The 17,663-nt window shown below is 56.5% G+C and carries 21 protein-coding genes; 14 read left to right on the top strand and 7 right to left on the bottom strand.

Features of this window, described 5'->3' with window-relative positions; translation table 11 throughout:
* Nucleotides 1–293: 293 nt before the first annotated feature.
* From phnF to ACO0U8_RS19055, 10 genes are read left to right on the top strand one after another with little or no spacing between them, the layout of a single operon-like run.
* Nucleotides 294–1,019 carry a phosphonate metabolism transcriptional regulator PhnF gene (gene phnF, locus ACO0U8_RS19100; protein WP_056782409.1) on the top strand — a complete coding sequence of 242 codons (726 nt, stop codon included), beginning with the start codon at nt 294–296 and terminating at the stop codon, nt 1,017–1,019.
* Nucleotides 1,020–1,463: a phosphonate C-P lyase system protein PhnG gene (gene phnG, locus ACO0U8_RS19095; RefSeq protein WP_421671423.1), complete on the top strand. Its 444-nt coding sequence runs from the start codon at nt 1,020–1,022 to the stop codon at nt 1,461–1,463.
* A gap of 3 nt (nt 1,464–1,466) precedes the next feature.
* Nucleotides 1,467–2,048 (top strand): phosphonate C-P lyase system protein PhnH, encoded by a 582-nt coding sequence (phnH, locus tag ACO0U8_RS19090; protein WP_421671422.1) that lies wholly within the window; start codon nt 1,467–1,469, stop codon nt 2,046–2,048.
* Nucleotides 2,048–3,130: a carbon-phosphorus lyase complex subunit PhnI gene (locus tag ACO0U8_RS19085; protein ID WP_056782412.1), complete on the top strand. Its 1,083-nt coding sequence runs from the start codon at nt 2,048–2,050 to the stop codon at nt 3,128–3,130. The genes phnH and ACO0U8_RS19085 overlap by 1 nt, the downstream gene beginning before the upstream one ends.
* Complete coding sequence (locus tag ACO0U8_RS19080; RefSeq protein WP_421671421.1) at nt 3,120–3,995, top strand: alpha-D-ribose 1-methylphosphonate 5-phosphate C-P-lyase PhnJ; 876 nt, start codon at nt 3,120–3,122, stop codon at nt 3,993–3,995. Before ACO0U8_RS19085 ends, ACO0U8_RS19080 begins: the two co-directional genes overlap by 11 nt.
* On the top strand, nt 3,995–4,786 hold the full coding sequence (phnK, locus tag ACO0U8_RS19075) for a phosphonate C-P lyase system protein PhnK (protein ID WP_056782414.1): 792 nt from the start codon (nt 3,995–3,997) through the stop codon (nt 4,784–4,786). The genes ACO0U8_RS19080 and phnK overlap by 1 nt, the downstream gene beginning before the upstream one ends.
* Before the next feature lie 28 nt (nt 4,787–4,814).
* The gene (gene phnL / locus ACO0U8_RS19070) at nt 4,815–5,522 is read left to right on the top strand and encodes a phosphonate C-P lyase system protein PhnL (RefSeq protein ID WP_421671420.1); all 708 of its coding nucleotides are present in this window, start codon (nt 4,815–4,817) and stop codon (nt 5,520–5,522) included.
* Entirely contained in the window at nt 5,519–6,655 is a 1,137-nt protein-coding gene (gene phnM, locus ACO0U8_RS19065; RefSeq protein ID WP_056782416.1) for an alpha-D-ribose 1-methylphosphonate 5-triphosphate diphosphatase, read from the top strand. Before phnL ends, phnM begins: the two co-directional genes overlap by 4 nt.
* A gap of 11 nt (nt 6,656–6,666) precedes the next feature.
* Complete coding sequence (gene phnN / locus ACO0U8_RS19060) at nt 6,667–7,242, top strand: ribose 1,5-bisphosphokinase (RefSeq protein ID WP_390973339.1); 576 nt, start codon at nt 6,667–6,669, stop codon at nt 7,240–7,242.
* An 8-nt stretch (nt 7,243–7,250) separates the two neighbouring features.
* The gene (locus ACO0U8_RS19055) at nt 7,251–7,889 is read left to right on the top strand and encodes an acetyltransferase (protein WP_056782418.1); all 639 of its coding nucleotides are present in this window, start codon (nt 7,251–7,253) and stop codon (nt 7,887–7,889) included.
* A 98-nt stretch (nt 7,890–7,987) separates the two neighbouring features.
* On the opposite strand, the gene ACO0U8_RS19050 is transcribed toward ACO0U8_RS19055, so the two are convergent.
* Together ACO0U8_RS19050 and ACO0U8_RS19045 are read right to left on the bottom strand one after the other, a co-directional pair.
* Complete coding sequence (locus ACO0U8_RS19050) at nt 7,988–8,629, bottom strand: hypothetical protein (protein WP_056782419.1); 642 nt, start codon at nt 8,627–8,629, stop codon at nt 7,988–7,990.
* Between the two features lie 97 nt (nt 8,630–8,726).
* The gene (locus tag ACO0U8_RS19045) at nt 8,727–9,179 is read right to left on the bottom strand and encodes a YhbP family protein (protein ID WP_183850040.1); all 453 of its coding nucleotides are present in this window, start codon (nt 9,177–9,179) and stop codon (nt 8,727–8,729) included.
* Nucleotides 9,180–9,295: 116 nt separating this feature from the next.
* Between ACO0U8_RS19045 and ACO0U8_RS19040 the strand changes: the two genes are divergently transcribed.
* Nucleotides 9,296–9,610: a GIY-YIG nuclease family protein gene (locus ACO0U8_RS19040; protein ID WP_122096269.1), complete on the top strand. Its 315-nt coding sequence runs from the start codon at nt 9,296–9,298 to the stop codon at nt 9,608–9,610.
* A gap of 28 nt (nt 9,611–9,638) precedes the next feature.
* Here ACO0U8_RS19040 and ACO0U8_RS19035 read toward each other — a convergent pair whose 3' ends face one another.
* On the bottom strand, nt 9,639–10,142 hold the full coding sequence (locus ACO0U8_RS19035; RefSeq protein WP_056782422.1) for a GNAT family N-acetyltransferase: 504 nt from the start codon (nt 10,140–10,142) through the stop codon (nt 9,639–9,641).
* Nucleotides 10,136–10,657 (bottom strand): ubiquinone anaerobic biosynthesis accessory factor UbiT, encoded by a 522-nt coding sequence (gene ubiT, locus ACO0U8_RS19030; RefSeq protein WP_136375208.1) that lies wholly within the window; start codon nt 10,655–10,657, stop codon nt 10,136–10,138. Before ubiT ends, ACO0U8_RS19035 begins: the two co-directional genes overlap by 7 nt.
* 303 nt (nt 10,658–10,960) lie before the next feature.
* On the opposite strand from ubiT, the gene ubiU reads away from it, so the two are divergent.
* Together ubiU and ACO0U8_RS19020 are read left to right on the top strand one after the other, a co-directional pair.
* Complete coding sequence (ubiU, locus tag ACO0U8_RS19025; RefSeq protein WP_056782424.1) at nt 10,961–11,956, top strand: ubiquinone anaerobic biosynthesis protein UbiU; 996 nt, start codon at nt 10,961–10,963, stop codon at nt 11,954–11,956.
* A gap of 14 nt (nt 11,957–11,970) precedes the next feature.
* Nucleotides 11,971–12,849 carry a U32 family peptidase gene (locus ACO0U8_RS19020; RefSeq protein ID WP_056782520.1) on the top strand — a complete coding sequence of 293 codons (879 nt, stop codon included), beginning with the start codon at nt 11,971–11,973 and terminating at the stop codon, nt 12,847–12,849.
* A gap of 57 nt (nt 12,850–12,906) precedes the next feature.
* On the opposite strand, the gene ACO0U8_RS19015 is transcribed toward ACO0U8_RS19020, so the two are convergent.
* Genes ACO0U8_RS19015 through ACO0U8_RS19005 form a run of 3 tightly spaced genes read right to left on the bottom strand, consistent with a single transcriptional unit; the run spans nt 12,907 to nt 16,210 of the window.
* The gene (locus ACO0U8_RS19015; protein WP_421671419.1) at nt 12,907–14,070 is read right to left on the bottom strand and encodes an ABC transporter permease; all 1,164 of its coding nucleotides are present in this window, start codon (nt 14,068–14,070) and stop codon (nt 12,907–12,909) included.
* Nucleotides 14,067–15,239, bottom strand: coding sequence for an ABC transporter permease (locus ACO0U8_RS19010; protein ID WP_056782521.1), 1,173 nt, complete (start codon nt 15,237–15,239; stop codon nt 14,067–14,069). The genes ACO0U8_RS19015 and ACO0U8_RS19010 overlap by 4 nt, the downstream gene beginning before the upstream one ends.
* Nucleotides 15,236–16,210, bottom strand: coding sequence for an HlyD family secretion protein (locus ACO0U8_RS19005; RefSeq protein WP_056782426.1), 975 nt, complete (start codon nt 16,208–16,210; stop codon nt 15,236–15,238). The genes ACO0U8_RS19010 and ACO0U8_RS19005 overlap by 4 nt, the downstream gene beginning before the upstream one ends.
* 341 nt (nt 16,211–16,551) lie before the next feature.
* Here ACO0U8_RS19005 and ACO0U8_RS19000 point away from each other — a divergent pair, with 341 nt between their 5' ends.
* Nucleotides 16,552–17,577 (top strand): luciferase-like monooxygenase, encoded by a 1,026-nt coding sequence (locus ACO0U8_RS19000; protein ID WP_421671418.1) that lies wholly within the window; start codon nt 16,552–16,554, stop codon nt 17,575–17,577.
* Nucleotides 17,578–17,663: the final 86 nt, after the last annotated feature.

Raw genomic sequence — 17,663 nt, 5'->3', positions numbered from 1 at the left:
ATGAAATATACAAAATTTTATATAACCGAAGGGGAAATCACCCTACGCTGCTTCCCGCCAATGGCGCGGGAGAAATGTAATTGCCTGCGTATCCGGGGTAAATCACTCTCTTTCATTCCTGCGCGATGCCTTCCAACTCTTCATTTCCCTGCAATCAGACCTTCACCCAACTGTCATTAAGCTCCGCCAACATGATGCCAACGCCACACTGAGGTTTGCATCATGACCCTTTCAGACCGCTTTCATACTTCCCCTGCCATAGCCCGTTTATCCCGTGCGAGGTATTCATTGTGATGAACTTATCTAGACATCCGACCAGTCACACCACGGTGTATCAGCAAATCGCTGCCGAACTGGAACAGGAACTGCGTAACGGTTACCGCTGCGGTGATTATCTGCCGCCGGAACAACAGCTTGCCGAACGTTTTCAGGTGAACCGCCACACGCTGCGTCGTGCGGTGGATGAGCTGGTGGATCGCGGCTGGCTGCAACGCCGTCAGGGCATTGGCACGCTGGTGCTGATGCGGCCTTACGATTATCCGCTGCACTCGCAGGCGCGGTTCAGCCAGAACCTGCTGGATCAGGGCAGTCACCCGACCAGCGAACGTCTGCTGGCGGTGCTGCGTCCGGCGACCGATCACGTCGCGGCGGCGCTGTCCCGCCAGGAAGGCGACACGATTATTCATTTGCGCACACTGCGCCGCGTTAACGGTGTGCCGGTCTGCGTGATTGACCACTACCTGCCGGATCTCGACTGGTGGCCTGCGCTGCAAAACTTCCACAGCGGCTCGCTGCACGATTTTATCCGCGAAGAAATTAAGCAAAAACTCAGCCGCCGCACCACCCGTATCAATGCCCGCCGCGCGCTGGCGAAAGAGAGCAAATTACTCGAAATCGTACCGCAGGCACCGCTGCTGTGTGTGCGTACCCTGAACATTCGTGAAGGCAGCGACATGGTGGCGGAATACTCCGTCAGCCTGACGCGCGCCGACATGATCGAACTGACCATGGAGCACTGAATGGATCACCTGCAAACCCGCCAGCGCTGGATGTCGGTGCTGGCTCACAGCCGCCCCGACGAACTGCTCGCGCACTGGCAAACGTTAAATTTATCACCACAGTTTGAACGCATCCGCGCTGCCGAAACTGGTCTGACGCAGCTTCAGGGCCGCATGGGCGGCACCGGAAAACGTTTCGTGATGGGCGACATGACCATCACCCGCGCAGTCATTCAGTTAGATGGCGGCGTCTATGGCTACAGCTACGTCAGCGGGCGCAATAAACCGCACGCCGAACTGTGCGCGGTCATCGACGCCTTACTGCAAATGCAGGGCATGGACGAACTGCTGCATAAACGTGTGATTGCACCGCTGGCTGCACTGCAACAGGAGCGCCATCAGCAACGCGCCCGTGAAGTGGCTTCCAGCCGCGTCGATTTCTTTACCCTGGTTCGCGGAGAATAATTCATGTCACTTGTTGCCAGTTTTCAACATCCCGTTGCCGATGCGCAGTACAGCTTTCGTCGTATTCTCAAGGCGTTAAGCGAGCCCGGCGTCAGCGTGCAGTTGCCCGCCATGCTCGGTTTTGGCGCGCTGGGCTCTGCCAGCGCCTGCGTGCTGCTGACGCTTATCGATAAAGACACGCCGCTGTGGCTGAGCGCGTCGCTCAACGATGAAATCCTGCGTAAAAACCTGCGTTTTCATACCGGTGCCGTGCTGACCGACGATGCCTCTGCCGTCAGTTTTGCGCTGGCCGATCCGGCGCTCGACAGCGCCACCCTGCTGGCTTTCCCGTGCGGGGATGAAATGTCACCGGAGCTGGCGACCAGCGTGATTGTTCAGCTGGAAAGTCTCACCGGCGGCACGCCGCTGCGTCTGAGCGGGCCGGGCATCGAAAGCAGCCGGATGATCACGCCGCAGTTGCCCGATTCCGTTCGCGATTATCTGCTCAACCGCCCTCACCGCTTCCCGCTGGGCCTGGACTTTATGTTCACCTGCGGCGAAGAATTGATTGCCATACCGCGCACTACGCGCGTGGAGGTGTGCTGATGTACGTCGCCGTTAAAGGGGGTGAGAAGGCGATTGCCGCCGCCCATCAGTTGCTGGCGCACGAACGCCGTGGCAACGCCGATGTGAATGAACTGGGCTGTGATCAGATTGAACAACAGCTGGGGCTGGCGGTTGACCGTGTGATGAGCGAAGGCGGGATCTACGACCGCGAGCTGGCGGCGCTGGCGATCAAACAGTCCGGCGGTGATCTGGTAGAAGCGATTTTCCTGCTGCGCGCTTACCGCACCACGTTGCCGCGTCTGGCGACCAGCGAGCCGCTGAACACTCAGGCGATGCGCCTTGAACGCCGCATTTCCGCCATCTACAAAGATTTGCCAGGCGGCCAGGTGCTCGGGCCGACCTACGATTACACCCACCGTCTGCTGGATTTTGCCCTGCTGGCCGAAGGCGAAGCGCCGTTTACCCCGATTGCCGATGAACCGCAGCCGGAAGACTGCGGGCACGTATTTGATCTGCTGACACAGCAACAGCTGGCCGTTCGTGAAGAAGACGACGGAAGTGAGCCGGAAGATATCACCCGCACGCCGCCGGTATTTCCGGCGTCCCGCGCGGCGCGTCTGCAACAGCTGGTGCGCGGCGACGAAGGTTTTCTGCTGTCGCTGAGCTATTCCACCCAGCGCGGTTACGGTCGCACGCATCCGTTTGCCGGAGAAATCCGCACCGGCTGGCTAACCGTCGACATTGTGCCGGAGGAGCTGGGTTTTGCCATTGATATCGGCGAAATCCTGCTGACCGAATGCGAGATGGTGAACGGTTTTGTCGCCCCGGAAGACAAACCGCCGCACTTTACCCGTGGATACGGGCTGGTGTTTGGCCGTGCCGAGCGCAAGGCGATGTCGATGTCGCTGGTGGATCGCGCACTGCAAACCCGTGAATACAACGAGCAGATCAGCAGCCCGGCGCAAGACGAAGAATTCGTGTTGTCGCACGCCGATAACGTCGAAGCCGCCGGTTTTGTTTCGCACCTCAAACTGCCGCATTACGTCGATTTCCAGGCCGAACTGGAGTTGCTAAAACGCCTGCGCGCCGCGAAAGAACAGGATCCTGCCAATGAACAATAATACCGTCCGCACACTGTCCGGCTACAACCACGGTTATCTCGATGAACAGACCAAACGCATGATCCGCCGTGGGATCCTCAAAGCCGTGGCGATCCCCGGTTATCAGGTACCGTTCGCCGGACGCGAAATGCCGATGCCTTACGGCTGGGGCACCGGCGGGATCCAGCTGACCGCCAGCGTGATCGGTGAAAACGATGTGCTGAAAGTGATCGACCAGGGCGCCGACGACACCACCAATGCCGTGTCAATCCGCAAATTCTTCCAGAGTGTCGCGGGGGTGAAAACCACCGAGAAAACCGTGGAAGCCAGCCTGATCCAGACCCGTCACCGCATCCCGGAGACGCCGTTGCAGGAAGATCAGATCCTGATTTTTCAGGTGCCGATCCCGGAGCCGCTGCGCTTTATCGAACCGCGTGAAACGGAAACCCGAAAAATGCACGCGCTGGAAGAGTACGGCGTGATGCAGGTGAAACTTTACGAGGACATCGCGCGCTTCGGCCATATCGCCACCACCTACGCCTATCCGGTAAAAGTGAATGACCGCTACGTGATGGATCCGTCGCCGATCCCAAAATTCGATAACCCGAAAATGAACATGATGCCCGCTTTGCAACTGTTCGGTGCCGGCCGTGAAAAACGCATTTACGCCCTGCCACCGTTCACCAAAGTGGAAAGTCTGGATTTCGACGATCATCCGTTCACCGTCCAGCAATGGGATGAACCCTGCGCCCTCTGCGGCTCGCGCCACAGTTATCTCGATGAAGTGGTGCTCGACGATCAGGGCAACCGCATGTTCGTGTGCTCCGATACCGATTTTTGTGCTCAGCAGGTTGAGCAACAGGCTTCCAACGAGGGTAACCGCTGATGACCACTCCCTTAAATCTCGCCGCCGAACCCCTGTTGTCGGTGAATAACCTGACCCACCTTTATGCGCCGGGCAAAGGCTTCAGCGATGTGTCGTTCAATCTGTATCCGGGCGAAGTGCTGGGCATTGTCGGTGAATCCGGCTCGGGTAAAACCACGCTGTTGCAGTCGATTTCTGCCCGCCTCGCGCCACAGCAAGGACAGGTCATCTACAACAACGGCCAGGTTGCCGCACAGTCGTTGTATGACATGGCCGAAAGCGACCGCCGCCGTTTGCTGCGCACCGACTGGGGCGTGGTGCATCAGCATCCGATGGACGGTTTACGCCGTCAGGTGTCTGCCGGGGGCAACATCGGCGAACGTCTGATGGCCGTGGGCGAACGTCATTACGGCGATATCCGCAAGAAAGCCGGTCAGTGGCTGGAGGATGTCGAAATTCCGGTGTCGCGCATTGATGACCTCCCAACCACGTTTTCCGGCGGCATGCAGCAACGTCTGCAAATCGCCCGCAATCTGGTGACGCATCCGCGTCTGGTGTTTATGGATGAACCAACCGGCGGACTCGACGTGTCCGTGCAGGCGCGTCTGCTGGATCTGCTGCGCACGCTGGTGGTGGAAATGCAGCTGGCGGTGGTGATTGTCACCCACGATCTGGGCGTCGCCCGCCTGCTGGCGCACCGTCTGCTGGTGATGAAGCAGGGTCAGGTGGTGGAAAGTGGATTAACCGACCGCGTGCTCGACGATCCGCATCATCCTTATACACAGCTGCTCGTTTCTTCCGTGCTGTCCTGAACCTTATTTAAGAGAAAGAGTGACCAAAATGACGACGAAGCTCAGGGTCGAAAATCTCAGTAAAACGTTTGTTCTGCATAACCAGAACAGCGCCAGATTGCCGGTATTCAGCAACGCCAGCCTGACAGTAAATGCCGGGGAATGCGTGGTGCTGCACGGCCATTCCGGCAGCGGGAAATCTACCCTTCTGCGCTCTTTATACGGCAACTATCTGCCGGACAGCGGCAAAATCTGGGTGGAACATCAGGGCCAGCAGATTGACATGGTCAGCGCCGAAGCGCGGCAGATCCTGGCGGTTCGCCGCCATACGGTCGGCTGGGTCAGCCAGTTTCTGCGGGTTATCCCACGTATCAGCGCGCTGAACCTGGTGATGCAACCGCTGCTGGAACTGGGCGTGGATAAAGCCCAAAGCGAAGTCCGCGCCAGCGCCTTACTGCGCCATCTGAACGTGCCGGAACGCCTGTGGCACCTCGCGCCTTCGACGTTTTCCGGCGGCGAACAACAGCGCGTGAACATCGCCCGCGGTTTTGTGGTCGATTATCCGGTGCTGTTGCTCGACGAGCCGACGGCTTCGCTGGACGCCACCAACCGCGCGGCGGTCGTCACGCTGATTGAACAGGCCAAAGCGCGCGGCGCGGCGGTGGTCGGGATTTTCCATGATGCGGATGTACGCGAACGCGTTGCCGATCGTTTATATGAAATGAGCCCGGAAACGGCTCCGGAGATGTCCGCATGATCATTAATAACGTCAGACTGGTGCTCGACGATCAGGTTGTTGAAGGATCCCTTGAGATGCAAAACGGCGTGATCAGCGCCTTCGCTGACACCCGCAGTCAGTTACCACAGGCGCTGGATGCGCAGGGCGGCTGGCTGATGCCCGGTTTTATCGAGCTGCACACCGATAATCTGGACAAATTTTTCACGCCGCGCCCGAAAGTTGACTGGCCGGCACATTCCGCAATGAGCAGCCACGATGCGCTGATGGTCGCCAGCGGTATCACCACGGTGCTGGATGCCGTGGCGGTCGGGGATGTGCGCGACGGCGGGCATCGTCTGGAGAATCTGCAAAAGATGATCGACGCGATTGTGAACAGCCAGAACGCCGGGCTGAACCGCGCCGAACACCGTCTGCATCTGCGCTGCGAACTGCCGCATGAAACCACGTTGCCGCTGTTCGAGAAGCTGATGGACACGTCAGTGCTGTCGCTGGTATCGCTGATGGACCACTCGCCAGGCCAGCGCCAGTTCGCCACGCCGCAGAAATATCGCGAATATTATCAGGGCAAATACAACCTTAACGATGAGCAGATGGACGACTATCAGGAAGAGCAAATCGCCCTGTCGCGCCGCTGGGCACAGCCAAACCGTGAAGCCATTGCTGCACACTGCCGTGAGCGCAGGATTTCACTGGCCAGCCACGATGATGCCACCGCCGCACATGTCGAAGAATCGCTGGCGCTCGGCAGCGTGATCGCTGAATTTCCGACCACCGAAGAAGCGGCGCGGGCTTCTCATGCTAACGGGTTGCAGGTGCTGATGGGGGCACCCAATATCGTGCGTGGCGGCTCGCATTCCGGCAACGTCGCGGCGCACCAGCTGGCCTCGCTCGGCCTGCTGGATATTCTCTCCTCCGACTACTATCCCGCCAGCCTGCTCGACGCGGTCTTCCGCATCGCGACGGATGAAAATAATGCCTTCAGCCTGCCGCAGGCGGTGAAGCTGGTGACGCGTAATCCGGCTAATGCGCTGGGCTTGCAGGATCGCGGGGAAATTGCCGAGGGCAAACGCGCGGACCTGGTGCTGGCACGTGCGCACGGCGAACATCACTACGTTCAAAACGTCTGGCGTCAGGGCATTCAGGTGTTCTGAGGGGAGAAAGGATGAGTCGTTTACTTTATCTGATGGGCGCGTCGGGTTCAGGCAAAGACAGTCTTCTGGACGCGTTGCGCCAGCATTTACCCACTGATGTCGCCGTGGCGCACCGCTACATTACGCGCCCTGCCGATGCGGGCGCCGAGAACCACATTGCGCTGAGTGAAACCGAGTTTATTCAGCGCCGCCAGCTCGGTTTATTTGCCCTTGAATGGCATGCACACCAGTGCCGCTATGGCGTGGGCATTGAAATCGACAGCTGGATGCAACTGGGCTGTCATGTGGTGGTCAACGGCTCACGCGCGCATCTGGACATCGCCCGTCAGCGTTATGGCAAGCGGCTGCTGCCGGTGTGTTTGCAGGTTTCAGACGAAGTGCTGGCCGCACGTCTTACGGAACGCGGACGCGAAGATGCGGCGCAGATTGCCTGTCGGCTTCAGCGCGCCAGAGAGTATGCCAGCGCGCTGCCCGCCGAATGCCATCTGCTGAATAATGACGGCGCATTACAGGAAACATTACAGCATCTGCTGGCGGTGCTTTCGCTGCCGGTCAGTGCCCCGGCTTATCCCGTGACGTTACGATGAAGGATCCTATGACAGACATCATTTCTCCCTTTTCGCTGGCTGATGAACACGATTTTTCCCGGCCTCAAATTGGTCAGCAGGTTGAGCTCAACGGATCGCAGCTCGGGCACTATGTGCACATCGCGGATAACGCGATCATCGAAGAAACGCAGATCGGCGATTACTCTTACACTGCCGGAAATAACCAGATCTTCTACGCGACGATCGGCAAGTTTGTGTCGATCGCCACTTATGTGCGGATCAATCCCGGCAATCATCCGACCTACCAGCGTGTGGCGCAGCACCATTTCACCTACCGCAGTTCGGTGTATGGGCTGGGTGAAGACGATCAGGCCTTTTTCGACTGGCGGCGTGAGCATCACGTCACCGTGGGCAATGATGTGTGGATCGGCCATAACGCGGTGCTGATGCCGGGCGTGAACGTCGGCAATGGCGCGGTGATCGGCACGTCGGCAGTGGTCACCAAAGACGTCGAGCCTTATTCCATCGTCGCGGGCGTCCCGGCGAAGAAGATTGGCATGCGCTTTGACGATAAGATGATCGACAGGATCGAAAAAAGTCAGTGGTGGAACTGGGATCATGAAACGCTGAAAGAAAGGATGCCGGACTTCAGGGATCTGGCGGTATTTGCGGAAAAATATCTGTAAAGATCGACCGGGAGGAAGCGCCAGGTCAGACAGGCAGAAAATTCACGTTTTTTGCCTGATACCTTATCACAAGGATCCGCCTGAGCGGATCACGCGGATTAAAGATCTTCAATACTGGCGGCAATCTGATCGGATTCCAGCACCGTTATTCCGCCTAGCCCGGCATTGAATGCCTGCTCCTGCAACGCTCTGGCCACGATATCGGCATCAATGGCTTTCAGTTTTCCCGGCAATAATTTAAACAATGGCGCACTAAGTTGTTCCAGCAGGCGCGGCGGATGGCGTTTTCCCACCAGCAAAGACGGTCTGACCAGCGTCAGCAGCGGCCATCCCTGTTGCATCAGCGCCTGTTCCATTTCGCCTTTGGTCCGGTTATATAAAAAACGCGAACGCGCATCGGCACCGTGGGCACTGACGGTAAGACAATGGCGTGCGCCCAGTTCCCGGGCGGCTTTGGCGCTGTCGACAACCAGGTCGTAATCGACGGCCCGGAAGGCCGCCGCACTGCCAGCCTGTTTGCGGGTGGTGCCCAGACAACAGAACAGCAAATCGATGGGCTCATCCAGCGCGACCACCAGTGAGGTCAGATTGGCTCCCAGCGGATTGACCACTTTACTGCCCGGCGGCAAAGGACGGCGGCTCGGCGCAACAATGCGGCTGACGCGCGGATCCAGCTGGAGCAGGCGCAGAAGCTCTCGCCCCACCAGACCACTCCCACCAAGAAGAAGAACTTTTGCCATATCACTTCCTTTTAAACATCGGCGTTTCAGATAGCTTTTATCAGCAGATTTTTCAGTGTTACCTGATCGCTAAAGCAGCGCTATAAGACATATCCTGTTACGGATGAATGTCAGACATCCCCCGATCCCACAGCAGCTTTTTCCCAAAGCCGAGCGTGTTGTCAGTCATCTTGATGTAATTGAGTTTAAGCCGCCACACCGGCGCTTTCATCGCCACGGCCACGGGAAAATGCGTGCAATAAAGATGGCGCGCGCGCCCCTCTTCTTCACCACTGAGCAGCGTGGCCTCTGCGCGAAACTGAATCCCCTGGATCAGGGCGATGGTTTTCGGATGCGGCGCGATGGTGCCGACCACCTGCGGCGATTTCGCCATCAGCGTGCCATGCAGCGTTTTCATTTCAGTCATGAAATAGAGCGACAGGCTTTCTGAATCGGTGACGTAAAAACAGTTGGCGCTCCACATGTCGCCATCAGCGGCGGCGCACAGCGCCAGAACGTGGTTTTTATTGAGAAACTTCAGGATGTGTTTCAGATCGTCGGGATTATTCATCAACGGTGCCCTTTCCATTCTTTGCGCACAGTGTAACGCGCTGCCAACAGGTTTTACGTCACTCCTTTGTGCGCTTCGGGTAAACTTACGCAAACTTTATTAAACGCCATGAGCCTATGTCAGCCCCACCAAACTGGTATTTGTATATGTTGAGAACCCCGACCGGCGTGCTGTACACCGGGATCACCACCGACGTGACGCGGCGTCTGGCGGAGCATCAGTCCGGAAAAGGGGCGAAAGCGCTGCGGGGAAAAGGCGAGTTACGGCTGGCGTTCCATTGCCCTGCGGGCAACCGTTCGCTGGCATCGAAGCTGGAAATCAGAGTGAAGAAGCTCAGCAAGGCGCAAAAGGAGTTACTGGTAAAAAATGCGCCGCCGTGTCTGGAAAGGTATTTTGGCTTGCCGGAGAGCGGTGTTCAGGAAGAGTGCTGACGGGCCTGATGACAGGCCCGCTGGGAAATCAGAAACGGTTAAATGCCGCCGGGAAAACCACTTCTCCGCTGGCATGAGTGAGCGCATCGTCTGACAGGGTAAACAACTGGAAAGCATCCTGCGTGCCCGGCCAGCGGCAATGCAGGTCGTGTGGCGCGGCGGGTTTGAAGCCAAAACGGCGGTAATATGCCGGTTCACCTAATACCACCACAGCGGCATAGCCAAACTCGTTGAGGGAATCTAACCCTTCGTACACCAGTTTTTGCCCCAGCCCCTGCTTGCGCAGTGAGGCTTCTACCGCCAGCGGAGCCAGCCCCACCCAGTTACGATCTTCACCCTGAATATCGACCGGGCAAAACGCAACGTAACCCACCACACCACCTTCATCATCCGTTGCCACAACGCCCAGCGTCAGCAGGCCGTCTTCGCGCAGTTCCTGGACTAAATCGGCTTCGGCACCGGTCGGAAACGCAGAGCGCAACAGGCGGTCTATGCCCGCCGCATCTACAGGAATTTCAGTTCGAATTAACATGGTTCAGCTACCGGAGCTTGTGGCTCACGGCCCTCTTGCAGACCTGCTTCAACAAAGTCGGCCAGACGCAGCAGACCGTTTTTCAGCAGTGCAGGCATCGTATCAAGGTCGATAGAATCCATCAGATTCTTCACGTTCAGACCGAGTTCAGTGTCACCTTCAATGCGCAGACGACGCTGGAAGAACAGCGTATCCGGATCTTCCTTACGCGCCGCGATCAGGATCAGATCGTTGGCTTGACCGCTGAAACTGACGTCGGCTTCGCCTTGTTCGCGGATGATCAGTTTGCCTTCGCTGACGGACATCTGCCAGCTCAGGTTGAGATCGGAAACCTCAATTTTTAACCAGCGACTTTCCAGAAAATCCAGTTCGCCGTCGGCCAGTGCCTGACGTAACTGCCAGCTCAACACCTGCTGCAAAACCTGACGCGACACGGCGAAAGGGGTGAATTTTAAAGGCACACTTAACAGGGATGGCCCCTGACGAACTATACGTGCACGTAGTTTTTGCAACACTCGCACTACTCCTTTCGGTAACTTTTTGGGCAACACGTCAGTCTATTTTGCCACATCGCCAGACTCATTCAGCGGCCTGCATCAATAAATACTGCTACAGAAAAACCTCACGTACAACCTCCCCGGCCCTAACTCACCGCTCAATACCGCAGAAACTGCCTCAAATCAAAATATTGCATCTATAGCTTCTCTAAAATAGTTCGCCAACCGAAGCCCTCGCTGATGAATGAATTACGTCGGCATATCGCTTCTCATCACTATCAACCCTTCAGCTACGCTGTCCGGTTGCAGCAAGGAATGATCATGGAGCTACTTTGTCCGGCAGGGAATTTACCTGCGCTGAAAGCGGCGATCGATAACGGGGCCGATGCGGTTTATATCGGCCTGAAAGACGACACCAACGCGCGCCATTTTGCGGGTCTGAATTTCACAGATAAAAAACTCCAGGAAGCGGTCAGTTACGTGCACAGCCGCCAACGTAAACTGCATATCGCCATCAATACGTTTGCACATCCGGACGGGTATCAGCGCTGGGAACGCGCCGTGGATATGGCCGCGCAACTCGGCGCAGATGCGCTGATCCTCGCCGATATCGCCATGCTGGATTACGCGGCCAATAAATATCCTCACGTCGAGCGCCATGTTTCGGTGCAGGCTTCGGCCACCAACGATGAAGCGATCCGTTTCTATAAACGTAACTTCGACGTCGCCCGCGTGGTGTTACCGCGCGTACTTTCCATGCATCAGGTGCGCCAGCTCTCGCGTACATCGGTGGTGCCGCTGGAAGTGTTCGCCTTCGGCAGCCTGTGCATTATGGCCGAAGGCCGCTGCTATCTGTCTTCCTACCTGACCGGTGAATCACCCAATACCGTCGGAGCCTGTTCTCCGGCGCGGTTCGTGCGCTGGCAGCAAACCGCGCAGGGCATGGAATCACGCCTGAACGATGTGCTGATAGATCGTTACGAGGAAGGCGAAAACGCCGGTTATCCGACGCTGTGCAAAGGCCGTTATCTGGTGGATGGCGCGAAATATCATGCACTGGAAGAGCCCACCAGCCTGAATACGCTGGAATTACTGCCCGAGCTGTTCGCCGCCAATATTGCCTCGGTGAAAATTGAAGGCAGGCAGCGCAGCCCGGCCTACGTCAGCCAGGTCGCCCGCGTCTGGCGTGCGGCGATAGACCGTTGCATGGCCGATCCGGCGCACTTTACAACCGATGCCGCCTGGATGAGCACGCTGGGCGCAATGTCTGAAGGGACACAAACGACGCTCGGTGCCTATCACCGCAAATGGCAGTAACCGAAGAGACAATGATGAAATATTCTTTAGGCGCCATCCTTTATTACTGGCCGAAAGCGCAGGTGGAAGAGTTTTATCAGGCCGCCGCCGCAAGCAGCGCAGACATCATTTATCTGGGTGAAAATGTCTGTACCAAACGCCGTGAAATGAAGGTTAACGACTGGCTGGAGGTCGCGCGCCAGCTGGCAGCGACCGGCAAACAGGTGGTGATCTCCACGCTGGCGTTGTTGCAGGCACCGTCTGAACTCAATGAACTGAAACGCTATGTCGAGAACGGCGAGTTTCTGCTGGAAGCCAATGATTTTGGCGCAGTGAATATGGCTGCTGAGCGCAATCTGCCGTTTGTGGTTGGCCATGCGCTGAACTGCTATAACGCCGTCACGCTAAAAATCCTGCAAAAACAAGGCATGGTGCGCTGGTGTATGCCGGTTGAGCTTTCCCGCGACTGGCTGGCGAACCTGCTGAACCAGTGTCAGGATCTGGGTATTCGCGATAAGTTTGAAGTGGAAGTGCTGTCTTACGGGCATCTGCCGCTGGCTTATTCGGCACGCTGTTTTACCGCGCGTTCAGAGAACAAAGCCAAGGATGAGTGTGAAACCTGCTGCATCGAGTATCCGCAGGGCCGCAAGGTGCTGTCACAGGAAAATCAGCAGGTGTTCGTGCTCAACGGTATTCAGACGCAAAGTGGCTATTGTTACAATCTCGGTAATGAACTGACCTCGATGCAGGGGCTGGTGGATATCGTCAGGCTGTCGCCGGAAAGCAGCGAAGCACTTGCCACGCTGGAGGCGTTTCGCCGTAATGAGCACGGATTAGCGCCGCTGACGCTGACCGATAAGGCTGACTGTAACGGTTACTGGCAGCGCGTCGCCGGACTGGAGCTGCGCCAGTAATTTCAGCCCGTGCGAAAATGAAAAGGGATATGGCTTTGCGGCGATATCCCTTTTTTATCACGCTTTTTTATGTTTTCGCCTGAACATCGCCCGCAGGCGAACACCGTCGCGCAGCATGCCCACGGCAATACCGGTGAAGGTGTAAAACGCGCACAGGATCAGCAGCATCAGAATATCGCCGCCCACGTCTTTGAACGGCAGCCCCATCTGATTCACCCCGGCAATCGCTTTGGTCGCCCACGTCGAAGGCAGCATAGAAGAGATTGCCCGAACCCATGCCGGCATTGCCTGTAAGGGCCAGATAGTGCCGGAGATGTAAAACACCGGCGTGGTCAGAAAAGCCAGCGTCAGGTAAATCAGCTCGACGCTGCGCAGACATTCCGTAACCAGTTTGCCCAGCCCTAAAACGGCCAACAGGAACGGGAAAGTCAGCAGCAGAATCTCCGGAATGCTGGCCGTTTGCCGGTAGCCTAATATCCACGGCCAAAGCACAAACAGCACGATCGATAAAAACAGCCAGACCGGGATCAGCGCCGAAATCCCGCCGAGAAATGCCGGGATGGTCGGTTTTCCGGAGGGAGCGCTGTTGAGCACAATACTCACACGCACACTGGCAATCAGCAGGGAGTGTTGTAACAACATCACCAGCAGGCCGGGGAAAATGATTGCCGCAAAGCTGATGCCGGGGTTAAACAGATCCAGCGTCTGCCCCACCATCGGCGAGAGCACCACGCTGGCCTGACGCTCGCTGAAGCCGTTGCTCAACAACAGATCAGTGTTGTATTGGGTGAGGATCGCCTGATACGCCCCCAGCACATCCTGCTGGATCTGCCCGTTTGCCAGACGGTTGGTGGCATCGCCGTACACCGGAATAACGATATTTTGACCGGCGAGGATCTTCTTCTCCAGATCGACCGGCATGATGATCACGGCGAACAGTTTGCGCAGCGCAAGATCGTGCTCGGCTTCCGCCAGATTTTCATAGTGCACCGTGGCGACTTTCGAGGTCGCGTCGAGCTGGCGGGTCAGCATCCGGCTGGCGGTACTGTGATCCTGATCGACGACGGCGACCGGCAAGTCCCACACTGTGCGGTTGGCGTAGACCATGCTCATCACGCACAAGGAAATCAGCAACATCATCCACATCGGTTTATCAAGCAGGCCCGTCAGCACTTTGCTGAAAGTCCCCCACCAGGTCCTGAACCATTCGCGACGGGTCATTTTCCTGGCTCCTGTTGTTTCAGCCGCAGATATAAGCGTTTACGCACCAGAAGGCTGGTGACCAGCGGATAGATCAGCAGGATGGCGCAGACCATTAAAATACCGCGCACGGACACTTCACGCAGGAAGACGTCAAACATCGCGGCCAGGGCGTAGCTCAGCGGTTCGATGCCGGAAATAATCCGCGCAGGCAAGGGCATCGACAGCACCGGGACCGCCATACCGGAGAAGGTCAGCGCGATACTGACGAAAATCCCCATCATGGTGTAGGCCGTAATCGTGGTTTTGGTAAAGGTGAACAGCAACAGCCCGAGGCTTTGAGCGGCAATCACATAAAAGAAACCGATGAGCAGCATATATAACGGGTTACCGCTGACGCGCGCGTCAAAAAAGCCGACCAGCATGGCGATCTCGACCATCAGTAACGTGGTGAAACACAGCGTGTAAGGCGCGAGTTTGCCCAGCAGTGCCAGCGTAAACGACGGCGTGCTGATCAACGCCTGACTGCGCGCCATGACGTAAATCATGCAGGTGACGGTAAACAGTTGCAGCAGATGAATGGTCGCAGCAAACTGCTGGTAATAAATGTAGCTTCCGCTGGCGTTGAACAGGCTGCCGTAGGACAAATCCACGCTCGCCAGCGACGGCAACGTTTTGCCGATTTCAGTCGCGATAATCGAACGGTAACGGGTATTGAGTTCAGTGATCAACCCGCTGAAATCCTGCGTGGAATACAGTCCGGCACCGTAGAACAAAGCGTTGTAGTACAGAACTGCACTCGGCTGTTTTCCGGCCAGCACATCCGCTTCGAAATTAACCGGAATATACAGCAACGCATAATCCTGCGCGGTACGCAGGCGATACTCAGCTTCCTGCAATCCGCCACTGAAGGCCTGAACATGCGCATGGGAACCGGCGTCCAGTTTGCGGGTCAGGGTCTTCGACAGGCTGCTGTGATCGTTGTCGATGACCGACACCGGTAAATTCAGCAGGGTGCCTTCAGAGAAATTGCTGCTGATGAGGCCAAACAGCAACAACGGGAAAATCCAGCATAGCCAGTGGATCACCGGCTTGCGGAATGCATGGCTGACTTCACGGTTAAATGCCCGGCTAAAACAGCGCCATCCGGCTTTTATTCTTTCACTGCGCGGCGCTTTGACCCGCTTCACTTCGCCTTCCACTGCCACAGCGCACTCATGCCCTGCCGCAATCCGGGCACCGGTTTCGCAGGGTAAAGACGCACTTCAAAGGTTTTAAGATCGAAATCACCTGTCGCACGCGTGGCGCGTTTGGTTGCGTAATCACCGAGCGGTGCGATGTAGCGCACTTCGGCTTCGATCATCTGGTTGTTCAGCGCAGGCACGCGCATTTGTACTTTGTCGCCTTTGCGCACGCCGGCCAGAATATCTTCTCGCAGGTTAAAAACGAAATAGGCGTCAGGCAGACGGACTAACGTCAGCAACGGGCTGTTCGCACTTTCCAGTTCGCCGACTTCCACCGGGATCGGCCCCACTTCACCATCGACCGGGGCTTTCACCTGCAAGTCATCGGTTTGCGCTTTGATTTCCAGTAAGTCTTCTTCCGCCTGACGCAGCTGCGCGGCATAGCTTTCGCGCTGTTCCACGCGGTCGCCATTGACACCTTCATCAAGATTGGCTTTGGCGACGAGAACTTGTGCGTATGCGCTGTCACGGGCGCGGCGGGAATCTTCTAAATCAGACGCTGAAATAAACCCTTTCGCCGCCACTTTGGCGTTGCGGTTATAGAGGTCGCGGGCGTTAACATATTCCGCCTGAGACTGGGCCAGCGTGGCTTTCAGGTTGCGGATGCTCTCTTCGCGGGTGCCGTTAACAGAGAGATCGAGCTGGGCTTTTGCCTGATCGCGGGCAGCTTCGGCGGCGCGCAACTGCGCCATCATTTCAGGGCTGTCGAGGGTGATCAGTAGCTGACCGGCTTTGACATCGTCACCGCGTTCAACGTGACGTTCAATCACGCGGCCCTTGGCTTTGGACGCGACAATGACTTCCGGCGCATCGACTTCGCCTTGCAGCAATAAGTCCTGATTGTTCGCACGGAACAACACGGCTAAAGAAACCGCCACGAAGACCAGCAGAAGGGTCAATAAAATTCGTTTACTCATGTGTTGCCTGATCCTTTTTTTTCTCGCCAGTGTTCTTCAGAGGCATTGGTTTTCCATTCCTTGAGTGTCCTTTCGCCGCACTCTGTTTTCGGAGTGATCGATACATCACAGGAGGCGTTCAATCATAGCGGCGCTGACAGAGAGTTTTTAACACAAAACAACATATTGACTGAAACGATAAATTAAACGCAATTCATAGTCGTCACGCATGAGTTGGAGGATCAGGAAAGGCACAAATGCAGTATTCAATCCACGGTGAATGGGTAATACTCGTTCTAATTATGAGCATTTTTAGCGGGCGAACTGCTTGTGTTTCGCCCATCAACGAGTGAGCCGTGACTATGTCTGATAAACACACCGTTCCCCTATCCGTGCTGGATTTAGCACCCGTTCCACAAGGTGCCGACGCAGCGCAGGCCTTTAAATATTCCCTCGATTTGGCACAACATGCTGAAAAATGGGGCTATCAACGTTACTGGATGGCTGAGCATCACAACATGACCGGCATCGCCAGTGCGGCGACGTCGGTGTTGCTGGGATACATCGCGGGCGGCACTAAAACGATTCGCGTCGGTTCCGGCGGGGTCATGCTGCCCAACCATTCCCCGCTGGTCATTGCCGAACAGTTCGGCACACTGGCGACGCTGTATCCGAACCGTGTCGATCTTGGCCTTGGCCGCGCGCCGGGTACCGATCAGCGCACAATGATTGCACTGCGCCGCCATCTCTCCGGTGAAGTCGATAATTTCCCGAAAGATGTGCAGGAATTACAGTTGTACTTCGGCGAAGTTCAGCCACAGCAGGCAGTGCAGGCCGTGCCGGGTCAGGGATTGCATGTGCCGATCTGGCTGCTGGGATCGAGCTTGTACAGCGCTCAGCTGGCCGCCGCACTGGGATTGCCTTTTGCCTTCGCCTCGCATTTTGCGCCGGATATGCTCTATCAGGCATTGGCCATCTATCGCAGTAAATTCCAGCCTTCTGCCCAGTTTGAGAAGCCGTATGCCATGGTGTGTATTAACGCGATTGGCGCGGATACGGATGAGGAAGCGCGACGGATGTTTACCTCAAATCAGCAGCAGTTCATCAATCTGCGTCGCGGTATGCCGGGCAAACTGCCAGCACCCGTGGATAACATTGAAAGTCTGTGGTCCGCGTCAGAGCGATTTGGGGTGGATAATGCACTGCGTATGTCGGTCGTCGGTAATAAAGACACGCTACGTCAGGGATTGCAGTCCATTCTGCGTGAGACACAAGCGGATGAGCTGATGATTAACGGTCAGATTTTTGATCATCAGGCGCGTTTGCATTCCTTCGAGATTGTGGCCGGTTTACAGGATGATTTGGTAAAAGAACAGCGCATCAGTTAATCGCGTTCACAAATTTAAGACGAAAAAAAACCAGCCGGTTAAGGCTGGTTTTTTATTATCTGCACCTGAGTAAAACCAGGTGCGAT

This window comes from Rahnella sp. EDr1-12 (genome assembly GCF_049206505.1).
GTDB classification, from domain to species: Bacteria; Pseudomonadota; Gammaproteobacteria; order Enterobacterales; family Enterobacteriaceae; genus Rahnella; species Rahnella rivi.
Note: the sequence above shows the minus strand (reverse complement) of the source record. Positions and strands in the feature narration are given on the sequence as shown.